Below are 19,115 nucleotides of genomic sequence, written 5' to 3'. Positions count from 1 at the left end.
ACGAAAGCAATCCCCATGAGCACAGAGTTCGAATCGCCCTCCCCGGTCACGGCCGAGCTGATGGAGCAGATCCTCTATCAGGTGAAGCGCGTGGTGGTCGGCCAGGACCGATTTCTCGAGCGGGTCATGGTGGCGATGCTGGCCGGGGGCCACCTGCTGGTCGAAGGGGTGCCGGGGCTGGCCAAGACGCTCACCGTCAAGACGCTGGCCGACACCGTGCGCGGCCGGTTCAAGCGGATCCAGTTCACGCCCGACCTGGTGCCGGCCGACCTGGTCGGGACCCGCATCTACAACCAGAAGACCGGCGACTTCAGCACCTCGCTCGGCCCGGTCTTCGCCAACCTGCTGCTGGCCGACGAAATCAACCGGGCGCCCGCCAAGGTGCAGAGTGCGCTGCTCGAGGTGATGCAGGAGCGCCAGGTGACCATCGCCGGCGAGACGCACAAGGTGCCGCGCCCCTTCCTCGTGATGGCGACGCAGAACCCGATCGAGACCGAAGGCACCTATCCCCTGCCCGAGGCCCAGGTCGACCGCTTCATGATGAAGGTACTGGTCGACTATCCGAGCGACGAGGACGAGTTCGTCATCGTCGAGCGCGTGATCGGCCCGCCGGTCGAGGCCATGCCGGTCGCTACCACCGACCAGCTCGCGATCCTGCAGGCCGAGGCGCAGCGCGTCTACGTCGACCCCTCGCTGATCCAGTACGCAGTCAAGCTGGTGTCGGCCACGCGCACGCCCGAGAAGCACGGCCTGAAGGACATGCGGCGCTTCATCACCTTCGGCGCCAGCCCACGCGCCAGCATCAACCTGACCCAGGGCGCACGCGCGCTGGCCCTGCTGCGCGGCCGCAGCTATGCGCTGCCCGAGGACATGATCGCACTGGTGCCAGACGTACTGCGCCACCGGGTCACGCTGTCCTACGAGGGCCTGTCCGAGGGCCTCACGCCCGACAGCCTGGTCGACCGCATCATGCGGGCCGTGCCCGCGCCTGCCAAGCCGCTCGAGCATGAAAAGCTGGTGGCCTAAGCGCGCGAAAGCCGCGAACGACGAGCAGCTCGCGGCCGCCGACGCCGCGGCCAGCGGCGTCGAGCGCGCGCTGCGCCGGCTCGAGTGGACCGTGATCCGCCGGCTCGACGGCCTGCTGCAGGGGGACTACCGCACCCTGATGCGCGGCACCGGCCTCGACCTGGCCGACCTGCGCGAATACCAGCACCATGACGACGTGCGCCACATCGACTGGAACGTCACGGCACGGCTGCAGACGCCGCACGTGCGCGTCTTCACCGAAGACCGCGAGATGGCTGCCTGGTTCGTGCTCGACCTGAGCCGCTCGGTCGACTTCGGCTCCGGCATCAAGGCCAAGCGCGAGATCTCGGCCGGCTTCGTCGGCGTTATCGCCCGCCTGCTGACGCGACACGGCAATCGCGTCGGCGCCATGGTCTACGGCAACGACGTCGAAGCCGTGATCCCGCCGCGCACCGGCCGGCGCCACGTGCTGCACCTGCTGCACGCGATGGAGCGCCGCTCGGCCGAGCGCACGCCCGACCAGAAGGGCATGACCCGGCTGGCCGACCTGCTCCAATCCGCCGCGGTGCTGATGCCGCGCCGCTCGACCGTGTTCGTGGTCTCCGACTTCGTTTCCGAGCCTGGCTGGGAACGACCGATGTCGCACCTGGTGCAGCGCCACGACGTCGTGGCGGTGCGCCTGTTCGATCCGCTCGAGCTCGAGCTGCCCGACCTCGGCCTGGTGCCGCTGCGCGATGCCGAGACCGGCGAGCAGCTCTGGGTCGACACGCACGACGCCGGCTTCCGCAAGCGCTTCGCGCGCATCGCCGCCGATCGGGAGGCCCACCTCCGCGAGTCACTGGCGAAGATCGGCGTCGATGCCCTCGAGCTCTCGACCGCCGACGACCTGGTCGAAGCCATCGTGCGCTTCGCCGACATGCGCAAACGCCGCGTGCGTCGTGGACAATCGAACTCCAGTACGGTGGCCGCATGAACTTCCTCTGGCCTCAATTCCTCTGGCTGCTGCTGGCAGTGCCGCTGCTGGTGCTGCTGTACCTCTGGCTCATCCGGCGCAAGAAAAAACTGGCGCTGCGCTATGCCAGCCTGTCGATCGTGCGCGAGGCCATGAGCGCCGGTCAGAGCGTGCGGCGCCACATCCCGCCGCTGCTGTTCCTGCTGGCGCTGACCGCGATGCTGATCGCTGCCGCGCGGCCGATGGCGGTGGTGGTGCTGCCGTCGAATCAGCAGACCATCATCCTCGCGATGGACGTCTCGGGCAGCATGCGCGCAGCCGACGTGCAACCGAACCGGCTGGTCGCCGCGCAGGAGGCAGCCAAGAGCTTCCTGAAGGAGCTGCCACGCACCGTCAAGGTCGGCATCGTCGCCTTCGCGGGGAGCGCGCAGGTGGCGCAGCTGCCGACCACCAATCGCGAAGACCTGGTCACGGCGATCGACTCCTTCCAGCTGCAGCGGGCGACCGCCACGGGCAACGCGATCGTGGTCTCGCTGGCGACGCTGTTCCCGGACGCCGGCATCGACATCTCCGATTTCGCCCCCAAGAGCCGCCAGACCGGCGTCGCCATCGAGCGCGCCGGCAAGCCGCCGCCGAAGGAGTTCACGCCGGTCGCGCCCGGCTCCTACACCTCGGCCGCGATCATCATGCTGACCGACGGCCAGCGCACCACCGGCGTCGATCCGCTCGATGCGGCCAAGGTGGCGGCCGACCACGGCGTCCGTGTCTACACGGTCGGCATCGGCACGGTGGACGGCGAAACCATCGGCTTCGAGGGCTGGTCGATGCGGGTGCGGCTCGACGAGGAAACACTCAAGGCGATCGCCAACAAGACCCAGGCCGAGTACTTCTATGCGGGCACCGCGAACGACCTCAAGAAGGTCTACAACACGCTGAGTTCGCGGCTCACGGTCGAGAAGAAGGAGACCGAGATCTCGGCCCTCTTCGCGATGTGCGCCGCGGCGCTCGCATTGCTGTCGGCCGGCCTTTCGGTGCTCTGGTTCAACCGCATTCTCTGAATCCGCCCGTGCGGGGCGTTGAATCGTGCGCCAGCACGACAGCAAGGGAATTTCATGTTCGATCTGAAGGGGAAGGTCGCGCTCGTGACCGGCGGCAATGGCGGCATCGGTCTCGGCATGGCCAAGGGGCTGGCCGAAGCCGGGGCGCGGGTGATGGTCGCGGCGCGCAATCCGCAGAAGTCGGCCGACGCGGTCGCGGCGCTGAAAGCGCTTGGCAGCGACAGTTTCGCGCTGGCCGCGGACGTGACCGATGAAGATTCGGTCAAGACGCTGTTCGACCAGGCCGCGGCACGCTGCGGCCGGCTCGACATCCTGGTCAACAACGCCGGCACCACGGTGCGCAAGCCGGTCGACCAGCTGTCGCTGGACGAATGGAATCAGGTGATGAACACCAACCTCACAAGCGCCTTTCTCTGCTGCCGCGCGGCCTATCCGCACCTGAAGGCGGCGGGCGGCGGCAAGATCATCAACATCGGCTCGATGATGTCGATCTTCGGCGCCCCCTATGCCCCGGCCTATGGGGCCAGCAAGGGCGGCATCGTGCAGCTGAGCCGAGCGATGGCGGCGTCCTGGGCCGCCGATGGCATCCAGGTCAACGCGGTGCTGCCGGGCTGGATCCAGACCGAGCTGACCGATGGGGCGCGTTCGCAGGTGCCGGGGCTCAGCGAGCGGGTGGTGGCACGCACCGCGGCCGGCCGCTGGGGTCGGCCCCAAGACCTGGCCGGCATCGCGGTGTTCCTCGCCAGTTCGGCATCGGACTTCGTGACCGGCACGGCCATCCCGGTCGACGGCGGCTACTCGATCGCCGCGTGAGGCCGCCACGTGACGGTGGTCGCCGCAGGGTGCCTGGCGGCGGTGACGATCGAGCGGCTGCTGCGTCCTTGATGGAACTCGCTCGCGCACGCGGACTCGAAGAGCCGATGACCACCTCGCCCCTCCCCCGCGGCCTGCCCCGGCGCACGATCGCTGCGGCAGCGATTGCGCTGCCGGCATTCTGGGTGGGCGCGCGTGCGCAGCCCGCCGCCCCCCGGCGCCCGACACCGTCGCAGACCGAAGGGCCGTTCTACCCCGTGGCCCTGCCGGCCGACTCCGACGGCGACCTGCTGCGCAACGGCACACTGAGCTACGCCGCCACCCAGCCGGCCTGGGTCGACGGCACGGTCACCGACCTCGACGGCCGGCCGCTGCGCGGCGCGCAGGTCGAAATCTGGCAATGCGACGAGGCCGGCCACTACCACCACCCGGGCGACGGCGACCGCGCCGACCGCGCCTTCCAGGGCTTCGGCAGGGTGACGGTGGATGCCGATGGCCGCTACCGCTTTCGCACCATCCGGCCGGTGCCCTACACCGGCCGCACGCCGCACATCCACGTCAAGGTCAAGCTGGACCGCCGCGAACTGCTGACCACTCAGCTCTATGTGGAAGGCGCGCCGGGCAACGCGCGCGACGGCCTCTGGCGCAGCCTGCCGGAGGAGGCACGGGCCGCGCTCACCGTGCCCTTCGAGCGCGCCTCGGACGGCTGGAAGGCCAGCTTCCCGATCGTGGTCAGGGCCTGAGGCCCCCACGCTCCCTCACTTCGTGTGGTCGCTGCCCCCCGAGGGGGCCGCAGGCCGGCTTGGGGCGGCCCGGCACCGGCCTGAGCCTCAATCCGCCAGCCGCCCGGCGGTGAGCCTCAGCACGCGATCGCAGCGCGCCGCCAGGCTTTCGTCGTGCGTCACCATCACGAAGGCCGTGCCGCGATCGCGCGCCAACTGCAGCATCAGCGCGAAGACGCCGTCGGCGGTCGCGCGATCGAGGTTGCCGGTGGGCTCGTCGGCCAGCACGCAATCGGGCTGGGTCACCAAAGCGCGCGCGATCGCCACGCGCTGGCGCTCGCCGCCCGACAGTTCCGCCGGCCGGTGCTGCAACCGGTCGCCGAGGCCCACGGCACTCAACATCGCGACCGCCGCCGCGCCGGCCTGGGCCGGCGGCGTGCGCCGGATCTTGAGCGGCATCGCAACGTTGTCGAGCGCGCTGAACTCCGGCAGCAAATGATGAAACTGGTAGACGAAGCCGAGGTGCCGATTGCGCAGCCGGCCCTGCTCGGCGGCGTCGACATGGGCGATGTTCTCGCCGTGCAGCTCGACGCTGCCCGCGGTCGGCGCATCGAGGCCGCCCATCAGGTGCAGCAGCGTGCTCTTGCCGGAGCCCGAGGCGCCGACGATGGCCAGCGTCTCGCCGGCATGCACGTCGAGGTCGACACCGTGCAGCACCGTGAGGTCGATGCGGCCTTCATGGAAGCGCTTGGTCAGGCCTCTTACCTTCAACACCACCTCACTCATAGCGCAGCGCCTCCGCCGGGTTGACGCGGCTGGCGCGCCAGCTCGGGTAGAGCGTGGCCACGAAGGCCAGCACCAGCGAGATGAGGGTGATCGGCAGGATGTCGCCGCGCTGCGGATCGCTCGGCATCTTGCTGATCAGATAGATGTCCTTGGGCAGGAAGCTGGCATGGAACAACCGCTCGAGCGCCGGCACGATGACGTCGATGTTGTAGGCGATGCCCAGTCCCAGCAGCAGGCCACCCAGGGTGCCGATGACGCCGACCATGGCCCCCTGCACCACGAAGATGCCCATGATGCTTTTCGGACTCGAGCCGAGCGTGCGCAGGATCGCGATGTCGGCACGCTTGTCGGTCACGGTCATCACCAGGGTCGAGACCAGGTTGAAGGCCGCCACCGCCACGATCAGCGTGAGGATGATGAACATCATGCGTTTCTCGACCTGCACCGCCGCGAACCAGGTCTTGTTGGCGCGGGTCCAGTCGCGGATCAGGAACTGGCCCGGCAGCGTGGCCGCCAGCTGGTCGGCCACCTCGCGCGCCTGGTGCAGGTCCTTGAGCTTGAGCCGCACGCCGGTCGGGCCCTCGAGGCGGAACACGCGGGCGGCGTCCTCGGCATGGATCATCGCCAGCGCCGAATCGTATTCGTAGTGGCCCGAATCGAAGGTGCCGACCACGGTGAAGGGTTTGAAGCGCGGCATCACGCCGGCCGGCGTGACCTGGCCGCCGGGGGCCACCAGCGTGACCTGGTCGCCGACCCGCACGAACATCGAGCGTGCCAGCTCGATGCCCAGCACGATGCCGAACTCGCCCGGCACCAGCTTGTCGAGCGCGCCCTGCTGGGCGGTGGTCGAGATGTCGGTGACCTGCGGCTCGAGCATCGGGTCGATGCCGCGGATCAGCGCGCCCTTCATGTCCTCGCCGCGCGCCAGCAGCGCCTGCGCCGCGACGAAGGGCGCGACGCCGATCACCTCGGGGTTCTTGCGGGCGTCCTCCATGATGGCGTCGATGTCGGCCAGCGCCTGGCCATCGCGCGAGAAGATCTCGATGTGCGAGATCACGCCGAGCATGCGGTCGGTGACTTCCTTCTGGAAGCCGTTCATCACGCTCAGCACGATGATCAGCGCCGCCACGCCGAGCGCGATGCCGAACATCGAGACGCCGGAGATGAAGGAGATGAAGCCGTTGCGCCGCGTGGCCCGGCCGGCTCGGGTGTAACGCCAGCCGAGTTGCAGTTCGTAGGGGAGTCGCATTCAGGCCTCCCGCCGGGCCGCCCCAAGGGAGGCCGGCACCCCCCCGGGGGGCAGCGAATACACGAAGTGATGAGCGTGGGGGCAGTTCATCTGTTTGATTGTGGCATCCCGGACAATAGGCCCCATGTCCGTACCGCCCAACGCCCGCCACCTGCTCATTCCCTTCGCCGGCCGCAGCTCCCCGGCCTGCCGCGAGGCACTGGCCGGGCTGCGGCTGCCGAAGCTCGAAGCCCTGCTGGCGCGGCTCACGCGGGTGCACGAGGATTCGCAGGACGACAGCAGCCGTTCGCCGCCGCACGAGCGTGCGCTGGCCGAGGCCCTGGGCATCGCGGCCGCCGACGGCTGCATTCCCTGGGCCGCACTGGAAGCCAGGCAGGCCGGCCTGAGCCCGACCGACGGCGGCCAGGCCTGGGGCATCGCCACGCTGTGCCATTGGCAGGTCGGCATCGACGACGTGATGCTGGGCGACCCGGCCGCGATCGAGATCGACCCGGCCGAATCCGAAGCGCTGCTGGCCGCGGCGCGCCCCTTCTTCGAGGAGGACGGCATCGCGCTGCATGCCTCGGCGACGCCGGGCCGCTGGCTGGCCCAGGGCCCGATCTTCGACGGCCTGGCGACGGCGTCGATCGACCGTGCGGTCGGCTTCCCGATCTCGCAATGGTCGCCGCTGTCCGACGCTGGACGCCCGCTGCGCCGCCTGCAGAACGAGATGCAGATGCTGCTCTACACCGAGCGCGTGAACGACGCCCGCACCGCGCGCGGCGTGCCGCCGATCAATTCCTTCTGGCTCAGCGGCACCGGCAGCCTGCCCGCCGCATTCGCCCCGAAGGCCAGCGCCCCCACTGTGGCCGATGCGCTGCGCCTCCCCGCCCTGCGCGATGACGGCGCCGGCTGGGCCTCGGCCTGGCAAGCGCTCGATGCCGGCCCGGTGGCCGATTTTCTGGCGGCCAGCGCTCGCGGCGAAGCCGTCACGCTGACGCTCTGCGGCGACCGCAGCGCCCAGCGCTTCGCGCTGCAGCCGCGCGGCTTCGCGGACTGGGCCAAGGGGCTGTTCGGCCGCCCCTCGGCGGCCTCCTTCCTCGAGGCGCTGTGACGATGAAGATCCAGGCCAGGGACATCCCGCCGCGCAGCGCCTGGGCGCTCGAGCAAGCCGGCGTGCATCCGCTGCTGGCGCGGCTCTACGCCGCGCGCGGCGTGCGCGCCAAGGAAGAACTCGACGACGGCCTGGCGCTGCTGCTGCCGCCGAACACGCTGCGCGGCACCCGCGAGGCCGCCGTGCTGCTGGCCGATGCCATTCGCGACGACAAGCGCCTGTGCATCGTCGCCGACTACGACTGCGACGGTGCCACCGCCTGTGCCGTGGCGGTGCGCGGCCTGCGACTGCTGGGCGCGCGCCATGTCGCCTACCTGGTACCCGACCGCGTGGTCGATGGCTACGGCCTGACGCCGCCGATCGCCGAGCGCGTGGCCGCGAGCGGTGCCGACCTGCTGATCACGGTCGACAACGGCGTCGCGAGCGTGGACGGCGTGGCCGCCGCCAAGGCGCGCGGCCTGGCGGTGCTGGTGACCGATCACCACTTGCCGGGCCCGGTGCTGCCCGACGCCGATGTGCTGGTGAATCCGAACCAGCCCGGCTGCACCTTCGACAGCAAGAGCATCGCCGGCGTCGGCGTCATGTTCTACGTGCTGCTGGCGTTGCGCAGCGAGCTGCGCGCGCGCGGCGTGTTCGACCTCGGCAATCAGCCCAAGCTCGATGCACTGCTGCCGCTGGTCGCGCTCGGCACCGTCGCCGACGTGGTCCGGCTCGATGCCAACAACCGGCGCCTGGTGGCGCAGGGCCTGCGCCGCATCCGCGCCGGCGTCATGCAAGCCGGCATCGCCGCGCTGTTCAAGGCCGCGGGCCGCCATGCGGCCGCGGCCACCACCTTCGATTTCGGCTTCGCGCTCGGGCCCCGCATCAACGCCGCCGGCCGCCTGGCCGACATGACGCTCGGCATCGAGTGCCTGCTGACCGACGACGCCGGCCGCGCCGACGAACTCGCGCGCATGCTCGACGGCATCAACCGCGAGCGGCGCGACATCGAGGGCGGCATGCGCGACAAGGCGCTGGCGCTGGCCGAGACGCTGTTCGACGACAGCCAGGCACCGCCGGCGGCGATCAGCGTCTTCGGCGCCGACTTCCACGAAGGCGTGGTCGGCATCGTGGCCTCGCGGATCAAGGACCGCTTCCACCGGCCGACCTTCGTCTTCGCGGCCAGCGGCGCCGACGGCAAGGCGCATGAACTGAAGGGCTCCGGCCGCTCGATCCCCGGCTTCCACTTGCGCGATGCACTCGACCTGGTGGCCAAGCGCCATCCGGACGTGCTGCTGCGCTTCGGCGGCCACGCCATGGCGGCCGGCTGCACCGTGGCGCGCGAGCAGTTCCCGGTCTTCGAGCAGGCGCTGGCGCAGGTCGCGCAGGAGTGGCTCGACGCCGCCACGCTGACGCGCCGGCTCGACACCGACGGGCCGCTGGCGCCCGAATACCTGCGCGTCGACATGGTCGACACGCTGCACCGCGAGGTCTGGGGCCAGGGCTTCGCGCCGCCGACCTTCAGCGAGGAGGTCGAGGTGGTCTCGCAGCGCCTGGTCGGCGAGAAGCACCTGGCGCTCAAGCTCAAGCACCGCGGCAAGCCGGTGGACGGCATCTGGTTCGGCCACACCGAGCCGCTGCCGACCCGCGTGGTGCTGGCCTGGCGGCTCGATGCCGACGAATGGCAGGGCGTGCGGCGTGTCAGGTTCCTGGTCGAAGGCGCCGAGATCTAGGGCGTGTTCCCACTATTTCCAGGGTCGCGAAGGCATGCCAAGAGGGGCCAATCAAGGCGCGCGACGCCGCATGTGCGTTGGCACATGCAAGACGTGCAACGCGGAGTGGCACGTCTTGGCATGCCTTCCCTTCGGGTTGCCCGGCCAAGGGGCCGCCTGCGGCGTTGCCCGCGCTTGCAAGGCGAACGCCTTGCTGCGCGCGGGCGCCTTGCATCCAGCCCCTTGGCCGGGCAACGCGATCCCTGGAAATAGTGGGAACACGCCCTGGATTGTTTCCAGGCCGCTAACGCCGCGGTTCCTTTTGCGGCGGTTGTGCGAAGGGCTTTGGCACCAAACTTCCTCTCACCGACAAACCCTTGTGAAGGAACCAAAATGAATGCCTCGAAAGTCATCGCCGCCGCTGCACTGTCCCTGCTCGCCGCTGCCGGCGCCCACGCCGAAACCTATGACGGCGTGCACTCGCTGACCTCGTCCGCCAGCCGCACCGAAGTCGCCGGCCAGGCCGTCGTCGCCGCGCGTGCAGGCAACGCCTATGGCGAAGGCGCCAGCGCTGGTGCGCAGCCCTTCGCCTCCACCGCCAGCCGCAGCGCCGTGCGCGCCGAAGCGGTCGCCAAGGCGCACGACCCGCTGGCCAGCCTCGACCGCCGCGCGTTCTACCGCGACCAGGTGCCGGCCGCGTACAGCAAGCCGAAGGTCTCGTTCACGCGCCAGGCTGCGCTGTAATCGGCTAGCGCTGGAAGACCTGGTTGAGCCCGATCGCGTAGCCCCGGACACCGTCCGGGCCGCTGCGCGCGACGCTCAGGTCGACGCTGATCGTCGGCGTCAGATTGAAGCGCACGCCGGCGCGCGAAGTCCAGACGTCGAAGGCTCGAAAGCGCTCGAAAACCAGCCACAGCTTGTCGTTGAAGGCCCAGGCACCCTGCAGGCCGCCGCGCCCGGTTCGCTCGCCGCTGCCGGGCGTCCAGTCGTAGCCGAGATTGAAGTTGACATACAGGCTGTCGAGCGGATGCCAGGTCACGGGCACCACGAACTGGCCGCCCGCACGACCGCCGTGCGTGACGTCCCACACCGCACTGAAGAACAGCGCTGAGCTCAGTCGGGCGTCGTCCTCCTTCCCCATGAAGGTCCACTTGAGCTGCGGCCCGGCGCCGTAGGCCTTGTCGCCCGGCACCGACGCGCGATCGATGTTGAAGCCCAGCTCGACCGGCCCGACGCGGCAGGCCGGACCGAAGTGGTAGTCGGTGACTGGCGCGGTGCCGAAGCGCCCGCCCCAGACTTCGTACTGGCACTGGCCCGGGTCCAGCGTGCCGGCATCGTCGATGTCGAAATGGCCGGCGGCATGGACCTGCATCGCGAGGACGCAAAGGAGCAGGGGAAGAATACGTCGGGCCATGGCCGCGCATTCTAGGAGCCGCCCGTGACTCAGATCTCGAATTGCGGCTGCAGCTCGCGAATGCGTTTCATTGCCACGCCGGCGGCGGCCGTGCGGGTCTCGACGCCCAGCTTGACATAGACCCGTTCCAGGTGCTTCTTGGCGGTCGCGGGGCTGCTGCCGAGGATCTCGCCGATGTCCTTGTTGGTCTTGCCCTTGACCACCCAGTACAGCACCTCGGCTTCGCGCGCCGTCAGCTTGAGGCTCAGGCTCATGGCCTCGATCACGGCGGTGTCCGACACCTCGCGCATGATGATCAGCCAGTCGTCGCCCTCGTCGTCGTGGCCGGTCTGCTGGTGCAGGCGCAGGCTGAGGCTGGCCGAACCCTGCTGCGTGATCGACAGCGCAGGAGGTTCGATCTGGCGCTGCTGCGCATCGGGCAGGTGCCGCCGCAGCCATTCGAGCACCGCGGGCGGCGTCACCGGCGCACTGGTGCCGCAATAACGCAGCAGCATGTCGCGCGCCAGCGCGGTCTGCCAGATCAGCTTGCCCTCGGGCATCCGCACCGTGATGCTGGCGTAGCCGAAGGCATCGAGCGCATTGCGCGCCTGGCCGGCCTGCTGCGCTTCCTGCCGGGCGCGCCGCGCCCCCTGCAGATGAACGTTCATGCGCGCCAGCACCTCCTTGGGCTTGATCGGCTTGGTCACGTAGTCGACGCCGCCGGCCTCCAGCGCGGCGACCAGGTGCTCGGTCTCGGTCAGCCCGGTCATGAAGACGATCGGGATGTGGGCGGTCGCGGCATCGGCCTTGAGCCGGCGCGCCACCTCGAAGCCGTCGATGCCCGGCATCATCGCGTCGAGCAGCACGATGTCGGGCCGCGCCTGGGCCGCGCGCTGCAGCGCCTGCTCGCCGCTGGTGGCGACCAGCACGGTGTAGCCCGACTCGTCGAGCGCATCGTGCAGCACCGCGAGGTTGTCGGGCACGTCGTCGACGATCAGGACGAGGTCGCTGTTGCCGCCGCTGCCGCGCAGCGTGTCGACCAGCATCGATGGCTTGTTCGCGCCGCTCATGGGGCTCCCACCGCCGCGCCGAGGGCCCGGCTCATCGCCTCGAACTGGAACTGTCGCGCCAGGGCGCGCTGGGCGGCGGTCCAGGCGGCGCACTCGGGCTGGGCCGCGTCGATATCGTCGAGCTGATTCATGATGCCCCGAAAATAACCCAGGCCGACCGCTTCCTCGAGCGCACGCAGTCGTGCGGTCGAGGGCAGCACCACCGCGGCCTGCTCGGCGGCGGGCGGTGCGGCCGGGCTCTCGGTCCAGCGGATGCCGAGGCGGCGCTCGAGCCAGTCGAGCAGTTCGCTGTGGCGCACCGGCTTGACGAAGAAATCATCGGGCGTGATGCCGACGTCGTTGTCCAGGCGCTTGTCGAAGGCGTTGGCCGAGACGATCGCCACCGCGGCGCCGGCCAGCCCGAGCGCGCGCGAGCGGCGGATCGTCTCCCAGCCGTCGATGCCCGGCATCGCGAGGTCGACGAACATCGCATCGGGGTGCCAGCCGGCCGCGACCAGGTCCAGCGCATCGTGGCCGCTGGCGGCGGTGCGCAGCTCGAAGCCCAGCGGCGCGAGCACCTGTACCAAGAGCTCTCGATCGGCCTCCTCGTTGTCGACCACCAGCAAGCGACGGCGCCGGCCCTCGTAGCCGCGCCGCGGCCGTGCTGCCGGTGCCGGCAGGCGGCGTCCGATACCGGCGGGCAGCTCGTGCACGTGCGGCAGGAACAGCCGCACGCTGAACACCGAGCCGACGCCGGGCGTGCTCTGCACGCGCATCTCGCCGCCCATCAGGTCGATCAGCATCTTGGCGATCGTCAGCCCGAGGCCGGCTCCGGGCGCTGCCGGCCCGGCCGTGGCGCCGCGCGCGAAAGGCTCGAAGATGCGGCCGAGTTCTTCCGCCGACATGCCCGGCCCGGTGTCCTCGATCTCGATCGCAGCGAACTCGCGCGCATAGCGCAGCCGCAGCGTGACCTGGCCGGCGGCAGTGAACTTGATCGCGTTGCCGAGCAGGTTGATGAGGATCTGCCGCACGCGCTTCTCGTCGGCCCGCACCAGCTCGGGCAGCGTGCCGCTGGGCTCGAAGCGGAAGGCCAGGCCCTTCTCGGCGGCCTCGAGCTCGAACATGTCGGCCAGCTCGCTCATCAGGTCCGCGAACGCCATCGGCCGGGCATTGAGCGTGAGCTTGCCGGCCTCGATGTGGGCGATGTCCAGCGTGCCCTCGATCAGCGACAGCAGGTGCTCGCCGCCGCGCCTGATCACCGCCACCGCCTGCCGGCGATGCGGCGGCACGGCGGCGTCCTCGCCCATCAGCTGCGCATAGCCCAGGATGCTGTTGAGCGGCGTGCGCAGCTCGTGGCTGATGGCGCTGATGTAGCGGCTCTTGGCCTGGTTGGCCTGGTCGGCCGCGCGCTTGGATTCCTCGGCGATGCTGCGCGCCTGGTCGGCGCTCTGCTTGGCCGCCTGCAGTGCCCGGTCGGTCTTGCGGTGCAGCTCGATCTCGCGCACCAGCAGGTGGGTCTGGCGGTTCGACTCCTCCTGCGCCACCTTGCGGCTCTGGTGCGCCAGCACCAGCCACCAGGCGACGATGCCGGCGATCACGAGCAGCGCCATGTAGGCCTTGAGGAAGCCCGAGCGCAGCGACGCCGGCTGCATGCCGGGCATCGCGACCTCGCCCATCGCCGCGTCGCCGAGCGCGCGCAGCTCCTGCTGGTAGAGCACGCCGAAGACACCGGCCAGTAGCGGCACCACGATCAGCATCAGCAGCAGGAAATGGCCGAGCCCGGTGTCGAGGTAGGGCCAGACCCGGCGCGGCAGCAGCCAGCGCAGCGCACCCGACCATTGCGCCGACAGGCTCGCCTGCGGCTTGCAGAGGTCGCCGCAGCGCGCGTCCAGCGTGCAGCAGAGCGAGCAGATCGCGCCCTGGTAGGCCGGGCAATGCGCCATGTCCGGGCCTTCGTATTCGCGCTCGCAGATCACGCAGAACTGGGTGGAGGGTCCGCCGCCGGGCCGCCCCAAGGCGGACTGCGCCCCCTCGGGGGGCAGCGACGACACGCAGTGCGGAGCGTGGGGGCTCAGAGTCCGGCGGTAGCTGCCGGCGCCGGACTCGACCCGCGCCCAGCGGATCGCCGAGCGGCGCGTCGACGGCGCGAAGGGCGCGGCGCCATCCTCGTCCGAGACCCGCGCGATGTAGTACTTGCCGCGCGTGGCCCAGGCGATCAGCGGCGCCGTGACAAAGGCGGTGCCGAGCGCGATCAGCGCCGAGAAGGCCTGCGCCAGCGGTCCGAACACGCCCAGGTGCGCGGTGATCGACAGCCCCGAGGCCAGCGCCATCGCGCCGACGCCGACCGGGTTGATGTCCCACAGGTGCGCGCGCTTGAACTCGATGCCCGGCGGCGACAGCCCCAGCGGCTTGTTGATGACCAGGTCGGCCACCACCGCCATCATCCAGGCAATCGCGATGTTGGCGTAGAGGCCGAGCACGTCGCCCAGCGCCTCGAACACGTTCATCTCCATCAGCATGAAGGCGATCAGCGCATTGAAGACCACCCACACCACGCGGCCCGGATGGCTGTGCGTGACGCGCGAGAAGAAGTTGCTCCACGCCAGCGAGCCGGCATAGGCGTTGGTGACGTTGATCTTGAGCTGCGAGATGACGACGAAGATCGCGGTCGCCGCCACCGCCCAGCCGAAGTTCGGGAACACGTACTCGTAGGCCGCCAGGTACATCTGGTTCGGGTCGACCGCGCGCTCCGGCGGCACCATGTGGCTGATCGCCAGATAGGCCAGCAAGGCGCCGCCGAGCATCTTGAGCACGCCGAGCACCACCCAGCCGGGTCCGCCCGCCAGCACGCCGGCCCACCAGCGGCCGCGGTTGGCGACCGTGCGCGCCGGCATGAAGCGCAGGTAGTCGGCCTGCTCGCCCATCTGCGTGATCAGGGCGATGCCGACCGTCAGCGCGGCACCGAAGAGGTGCAGATCGAAACCATCCGCCTTCGATCTGACACCGATGTAGTGCGTCACGCCCGAGAACGCACCAGGATCGCGCGCCAGCACGTAACCGAAGGGCACCACCAGCATCAGCAGCCAGATCGGCTGGGTCCACACTTGCAGCCGGCTGATGGCCGAAATGCCGTGCGTGACCAGCGGGATCACCACCAGCGCGCAGACCAGGTAGCCCCAGACCGGCGGGACGCCCAGCGCCAGTTCGAGCGCATAGGCCATCACCGCGGCCTCGAGGGCGAAGAAGATGAAGGTGAAGGAGGCGTAGATCAGCGAGGTCAGGGTCGAGCCGATGTAGCCGAAGCCGGCGCCGCGCGTGAGCAGGTCCATGTCGACGCCATAGCGCGCCGCATAGACGCTGATCGGCAGGCCGGCCAGGAAGATGATCAGCCCGGTGACCAGGATCGCCCAGAAGGCATTGACGAAGCCGTACTGCACCAGCAGCGTGGCGCCGACCGCCTCCAGGATCAGGAAGGACGCGGCGCCGCCGAAGGCGGTGCTCGCCACCCGCCACTCGGACATCCGGCGGAAGCGCTGCGGCGTGTAGCGCAGCGCGTAGTCCTCCAGCGTCTCGCGGGCGACCCAGCTGTTGTAGTCGCGCCGGACCTTGACGATGCGCTGCGGCGCTTCGTCGCTCGGAGCGGGGGGAACGGCGGTGGTGTCCACACCAGATCGGTGCAGGTTCCGTGCCCACCTGTGCTCACCCCCAGGTTGGCTCACTTCGTGTAGCCGCCCACCCCCTCGCCGGGGGCAACACCAGCGGCCCGGCAAAGCCGGTTCCGCGGTGTTCCACCAACGGGCCTCGCTGCGCGGGCCGGCCGCTAAACGCGCGAGGCACGACTGTTGCAAAGGTTCACGACTGCCCAATAATGGCCTGCCTCAAGACGCCACCCCCGCACCCATGGAACTCACACCGCGCGAAAAAGACAAGCTGCTGATCTTCACCGCAGCCCTGCTGGCCGAACGACGCCGGGCCCGCGGGCTCAAGCTCAACTACCCCGAGGCCGTGGCGCTGATCTCGGCCGCCGTGATGGAAGGCGCGCGCGACGGCAAGAGCGTCGCCGCCCTGATGAGCGAGGGCCGCGCCGTGCTGACCCGGGCCGACGTCATGGACGGCATCGCCGAGATGATTCCGGACATCCAGGTCGAAGCGACGTTTCCGGACGGCACCAAGCTGGTGACCGTGCACCAGCCGATCTTATGAGCCCCCACGCTCCCCCACTGCGTGTGGCTCGCTGCCCCCCGAGGGGAATCAGCAGGCCGCCCGTCAGCGCGAAGCGCGGACTTCGCCGCGCAGGCGGCCCGGCGCCGGCCTGAGCCCTCCTCTCACGACAACAAGGACCCTCACCATGCGCTTCACCCGTACCGCACCCGTCCTCGCGCTGCTGTTCGCCGCGCTGCCGCTGGCCGCCAGCGCCCACACCGGCGTCGACGCCGGCCTGCATCACGGTTTCCTCGCCGGCTTCCTGCATCCGCTGACCGGGCCCGACCACCTGGCTGCGATGGTCGCAGTCGGCCTCTGGAGCGCACTCGCCGCGCGCCGGGCCTGGCCCGACCTGCTGTGGGCACCACTGGGCTTCGCGCTGATGCTGCTCGCGGGTGCGCTGGCCGGCCTGGGCGGCCTGCAACTGCCGGCGGTCGAGCCGATGATCGCGGCCTCGCTGCTGGTGCTGGGCCTGCTGGTCGCCACGCGCAAGCGGCTGCCGGCCTTTGCGACGGCCGCGCTGGTCGGTGTCTTTGCGATCTTCCACGGCCTTGCGCACGGCCAGGAGTTGCACGGTGAAGCCGGCGCCGCCCTGGCACTGGCCGGCATGCTCGCCGCCACCGTGCTGCTGCACGCGACCGGCATCGCCGCCGGCTGGACGCTGCGCCACGGCCATCGCTGGCTGCCGCGCATCGCGGGCGCCGCGGTGGCGCTGTTCGGCGTCGCGCTGCTCGGCGGCGCGCTGGCCTGAGGCGACCTCGATGATTCCCGGCGAACTCATCACCGACGAGGGCGATCACGTCCTCAACCCCGGCCGACGCGCCATCACGCTGGTGGTCCAGAACACCGCCGACCGGCCGATCCAGGTCGGCTCGCACTACCACTTCGCCGAGACCAACGGCGCGCTCGGCTTCGACCGCGAGGCCGCGCGCGGCATGCGGCTGAACATCGCCTCGGGCACGGCGGTGCGCTTCGAACCGGGCCAGCAGCGCACGGTCGAGCTGGTCGATTTTTCGGGTGACCGCGTGATCTACGGCTTTCGCGGCCTCGTTCAAGGAAAGCTCTAGATGGCAACGATCGGGCGACGCGCCTACGCAGAAATATTCGGTCCCACCGTCGGCGACCGCGTGCGGCTGGCCGACACCGACCTGGTGATCGAGGTCGAGGAGGACTACACGCTGCACGCCGGCGGCTACGGCGAGGAAGTCAAGTTCGGCGGCGGCAAGACCATCCGCGACGGCATGGCGCAAGGCCAGCGCACCCGCGCCGAGGGCACGGTCGACACCGTGATGACCAACGCGCTGATCCTCGACCACTGGGGCATCGTGAAGGCCGACATCGGCTTGAAGGACGGCCGCATCGTCGCCATCGGCAAGGCCGGCAATCCCGATGTCCAGCCGGGTGTCGACATCGTGATCGGCGCCGGCACCGAGGTGATCAGCTGCGAGGGCAACATCGTCACGGCGGGCGGCATCGACAGCCACATCCACTTCATCTGCCCGCAGCAGATCGAGGAGGCGCTTGCGTCCGGCGTGACCACCATGCTGGGCGGCGGCACCGGCCCCGCGACCGGCACCTTCGCGACCACCGCGACGCCCGGCCCCTGGCACATCGAGCGCATGCTGCAGGCCGCCGACGCCTTCCCGATGAACCTCGGCTTCCTCGGCAAGGGCAACGCCAGCCTGCCGGCAGCGTTGCACGAGCAGATCGACGCCGGCGTGATCGGCCTCAAGCTGCACGAGGACTGGGGCACCACGCCGGCCGCGATCAGCAACTGCCTGGACGTGGCCGATGCCACCGACACGCAGGTGGCGATCCACAGCGACACCCTCAACGAGTCGGGCTTCGTCGAGAACACCATCGCGGCCGTGAAGGGCCGCGCCATCTGCGCCTTCCACACCGAGGGCGCGGGCGGCGGCCATGCGCCGGACATCCTGCGGGTGGTGGGCGAGGCCAACTTCCTGCCCTCGTCGACCAACCCGACGATGCCCTACACCGTGAACACGCTCGACGAGCACGTCGACATGCTGATGGTGTGCCACCACCTCGACGCCGGCATCCCCGAGGACCTGGCCTTCGCCGAGAGCCGCATCCGCAAGGAGACCATCGCGGCCGAGGACATCCTGCACGACCTCGGCGCGATCAGCATGTTCAGCTCCGACAGCCAGGCCATGGGCCGGGTCGGCGAGATCGTGATCCGCTGCTGGCAGACCGCGCACAAGATGAAGGGCCAGCGCGGCAAGCTGCCCGAGGACAACGCGCGCAACGACAACTTCCGCGCCAAGCGCTATGTCGCCAAGTACACGATCAACCCCGCGCTCGCGCACGGCATCGCGCACGAGGTCGGCAGCATCGAGGTCGGCAAGTGGGCCGACCTGGTGGTCTGGAAGCCGGCCTTCTTCGGCGTCAAGCCCTTCACGATCATCAAGGGCGGCACGATCGCGATGGCCGCGATGGGCGACCCCAACGCCTCGATCCCGACGCCGCAGCCGGTGCACTACCGGCCGATGTTCGGCGCCTATGGCGGCTCGCTCGCGAAGAGCTCGCTGACCTTCGTCTCGCAGGCCGGACTGTCGGCGGGCATCGGCGAGCGCTACGGCCTGGCCAAGACGCTGAGTGCGGTGAAGAACATCCGCGGCGTGCGGAAGCACCACATGGTGCACAACGCCTACACGCCAATGATGGAGATCGACCACCAGACCTACGCGGTGCGTGCGGACGGGAAGCTGCTGGTGTGCGATCCGGCGGTGTCGCTGCCGATGACGCAGCGGTATTTTCTGTTCTGAATGTCAGGCGCGCCGAGTCGCGAGGCGGTCGCGAATCCACTGCGCGAGCGCTGCTTCGTCGAGCTGGCCCGCTGCAAGCCGGAGCGTCGCGAGAACGCAATCCTCATCGGTGGCATCGAGCTCGAGCCCGTTGAGGTCGAGAAAGACCTCCAAGGCCACGAAGGCCGTCCTCTTGTTGCCATCAACGAACGGATGGTTGCGGGCGATGCCGAATGCGTAGCTCGCCGCGAGGGTTGCAGCGTCAGGCGACTCATACAACGCCCGGTTCTGTGGACGGGCCAACGCAGAAGCGAG

Annotated in this window: 18 protein-coding genes; 12 read left to right on the top strand and 6 right to left on the bottom strand. The window is 69.8% G+C overall.

All coding sequences use genetic code 11. The annotated features are described in order from the left end of the window. The first annotated feature begins 15 nt into the window (after positions 1–15). The 5 genes from AC1D2E_RS18950 (at position 16) to AC1D2E_RS18930 (ending at position 4,592) form a co-directional block, all read left to right on the top strand. Positions 16–1,026, top strand: a complete 1,011-nt coding sequence (locus AC1D2E_RS18950) for an AAA family ATPase (protein ID WP_478198819.1) — start codon at positions 16–18, stop codon at positions 1,024–1,026. Next, positions 1,007–1,999, top strand: coding sequence for a DUF58 domain-containing protein (locus AC1D2E_RS18945; protein ID WP_478198818.1), 993 nt, complete (start codon positions 1,007–1,009; stop codon positions 1,997–1,999). The genes AC1D2E_RS18950 and AC1D2E_RS18945 overlap by 20 nt, the downstream gene beginning before the upstream one ends. After that, positions 1,996–3,036, top strand: coding sequence for a VWA domain-containing protein (locus tag AC1D2E_RS18940; protein ID WP_478198817.1), 1,041 nt, complete (start codon positions 1,996–1,998; stop codon positions 3,034–3,036). Before AC1D2E_RS18945 ends, AC1D2E_RS18940 begins: the two co-directional genes overlap by 4 nt. A gap of 54 nt (positions 3,037–3,090) precedes the next feature. Beyond that, complete coding sequence (locus AC1D2E_RS18935; RefSeq protein WP_478198816.1) at positions 3,091–3,849, top strand: SDR family NAD(P)-dependent oxidoreductase; 759 nt, start codon at positions 3,091–3,093, stop codon at positions 3,847–3,849. Positions 3,850–3,956: 107 nt separating this feature from the next. Continuing rightward, positions 3,957–4,592 carry a dioxygenase family protein gene (locus tag AC1D2E_RS18930; RefSeq protein WP_478198815.1) on the top strand — a complete coding sequence of 212 codons (636 nt, stop codon included), beginning with the start codon at positions 3,957–3,959 and terminating at the stop codon, positions 4,590–4,592. Between the two features lie 87 nt (positions 4,593–4,679). On the opposite strand, the gene lolD is transcribed toward AC1D2E_RS18930, so the two are convergent. Further along, positions 4,680–5,357, bottom strand: a complete 678-nt coding sequence (lolD, locus tag AC1D2E_RS18925) for a lipoprotein-releasing ABC transporter ATP-binding protein LolD (protein WP_478198814.1) — start codon at positions 5,355–5,357, stop codon at positions 4,680–4,682. Then, on the bottom strand, positions 5,350–6,606 hold the full coding sequence (locus AC1D2E_RS18920; protein ID WP_478198813.1) for a lipoprotein-releasing ABC transporter permease subunit: 1,257 nt from the start codon (positions 6,604–6,606) through the stop codon (positions 5,350–5,352). Before AC1D2E_RS18920 ends, lolD begins: the two co-directional genes overlap by 8 nt. Positions 6,607–6,730: 124 nt before the next feature. Here AC1D2E_RS18920 and AC1D2E_RS18915 point away from each other — a divergent pair, with 124 nt between their 5' ends. The 3 genes from AC1D2E_RS18915 to AC1D2E_RS18905 all read left to right on the top strand — a co-directional run bounded on the left by AC1D2E_RS18915 (position 6,731) and on the right by AC1D2E_RS18905 (position 10,134). Continuing rightward, positions 6,731–7,699: a hypothetical protein gene (locus AC1D2E_RS18915; RefSeq protein ID WP_478198812.1), complete on the top strand. Its 969-nt coding sequence runs from the start codon at positions 6,731–6,733 to the stop codon at positions 7,697–7,699. Positions 7,700–7,701: 2 nt separating this feature from the next. Further along, on the top strand, positions 7,702–9,411 hold the full coding sequence (gene recJ, locus AC1D2E_RS18910; protein ID WP_478198811.1) for a single-stranded-DNA-specific exonuclease RecJ: 1,710 nt from the start codon (positions 7,702–7,704) through the stop codon (positions 9,409–9,411). 372 nt (positions 9,412–9,783) lie between these two features. Next, positions 9,784–10,134, top strand: coding sequence for an alpha/beta hydrolase (locus AC1D2E_RS18905; RefSeq protein WP_478198810.1), 351 nt, complete (start codon positions 9,784–9,786; stop codon positions 10,132–10,134). A gap of 4 nt (positions 10,135–10,138) precedes the next feature. On the opposite strand, the gene AC1D2E_RS18900 is transcribed toward AC1D2E_RS18905, so the two are convergent. From AC1D2E_RS18900 to AC1D2E_RS18890, 3 genes are read right to left on the bottom strand one after another with little or no spacing between them, the layout of a single operon-like run. After that, a complete protein-coding gene (locus tag AC1D2E_RS18900; protein WP_478198809.1) occupies positions 10,139–10,804 on the bottom strand; it encodes a hypothetical protein in 666 nt (221 codons plus the stop codon). 29 nt (positions 10,805–10,833) lie between these two features. Continuing rightward, complete coding sequence (locus AC1D2E_RS18895; protein WP_478198808.1) at positions 10,834–11,853, bottom strand: response regulator; 1,020 nt, start codon at positions 11,851–11,853, stop codon at positions 10,834–10,836. Further along, positions 11,850–15,512, bottom strand: a complete 3,663-nt coding sequence (locus AC1D2E_RS18890) for a hybrid sensor histidine kinase/response regulator (protein ID WP_478198840.1) — start codon at positions 15,510–15,512, stop codon at positions 11,850–11,852. Before AC1D2E_RS18890 ends, AC1D2E_RS18895 begins: the two co-directional genes overlap by 4 nt. Positions 15,513–15,732: 220 nt before the next feature. Between AC1D2E_RS18890 and AC1D2E_RS18885 the strand changes: the two genes are divergently transcribed. The 4 genes from AC1D2E_RS18885 (at position 15,733) to ureC (ending at position 18,821) form a co-directional block, all read left to right on the top strand. After that, positions 15,733–16,035: an urease subunit gamma gene (locus tag AC1D2E_RS18885; protein ID WP_478167403.1), complete on the top strand. Its 303-nt coding sequence runs from the start codon at positions 15,733–15,735 to the stop codon at positions 16,033–16,035. A 145-nt stretch (positions 16,036–16,180) separates the two neighbouring features. Further along, entirely contained in the window at positions 16,181–16,786 is a 606-nt protein-coding gene (locus AC1D2E_RS18880; RefSeq protein WP_478198807.1) for a HupE/UreJ family protein, read from the top strand. 10 nt (positions 16,787–16,796) lie between these two features. After that, positions 16,797–17,102 carry an urease subunit beta gene (locus AC1D2E_RS18875; RefSeq protein WP_478172884.1) on the top strand — a complete coding sequence of 102 codons (306 nt, stop codon included), beginning with the start codon at positions 16,797–16,799 and terminating at the stop codon, positions 17,100–17,102. After that, entirely contained in the window at positions 17,103–18,821 is a 1,719-nt protein-coding gene (gene ureC / locus AC1D2E_RS18870) for an urease subunit alpha (protein ID WP_478198806.1), read from the top strand. It begins immediately after the preceding gene. Between the two features lie 3 nt (positions 18,822–18,824). Here the strand turns inward: ureC and AC1D2E_RS18865 are convergent. Then, a partial coding sequence (locus tag AC1D2E_RS18865) for a type II toxin-antitoxin system death-on-curing family toxin (RefSeq protein WP_478198805.1) occupies positions 18,825–19,115 on the bottom strand: 291 nt, incomplete at its 5' end.

Source organism: Variovorax sp. P1_H2 (genome assembly GCF_056405295.1).
This window is presented reverse-complemented; position numbering and strand designations above follow the sequence as displayed.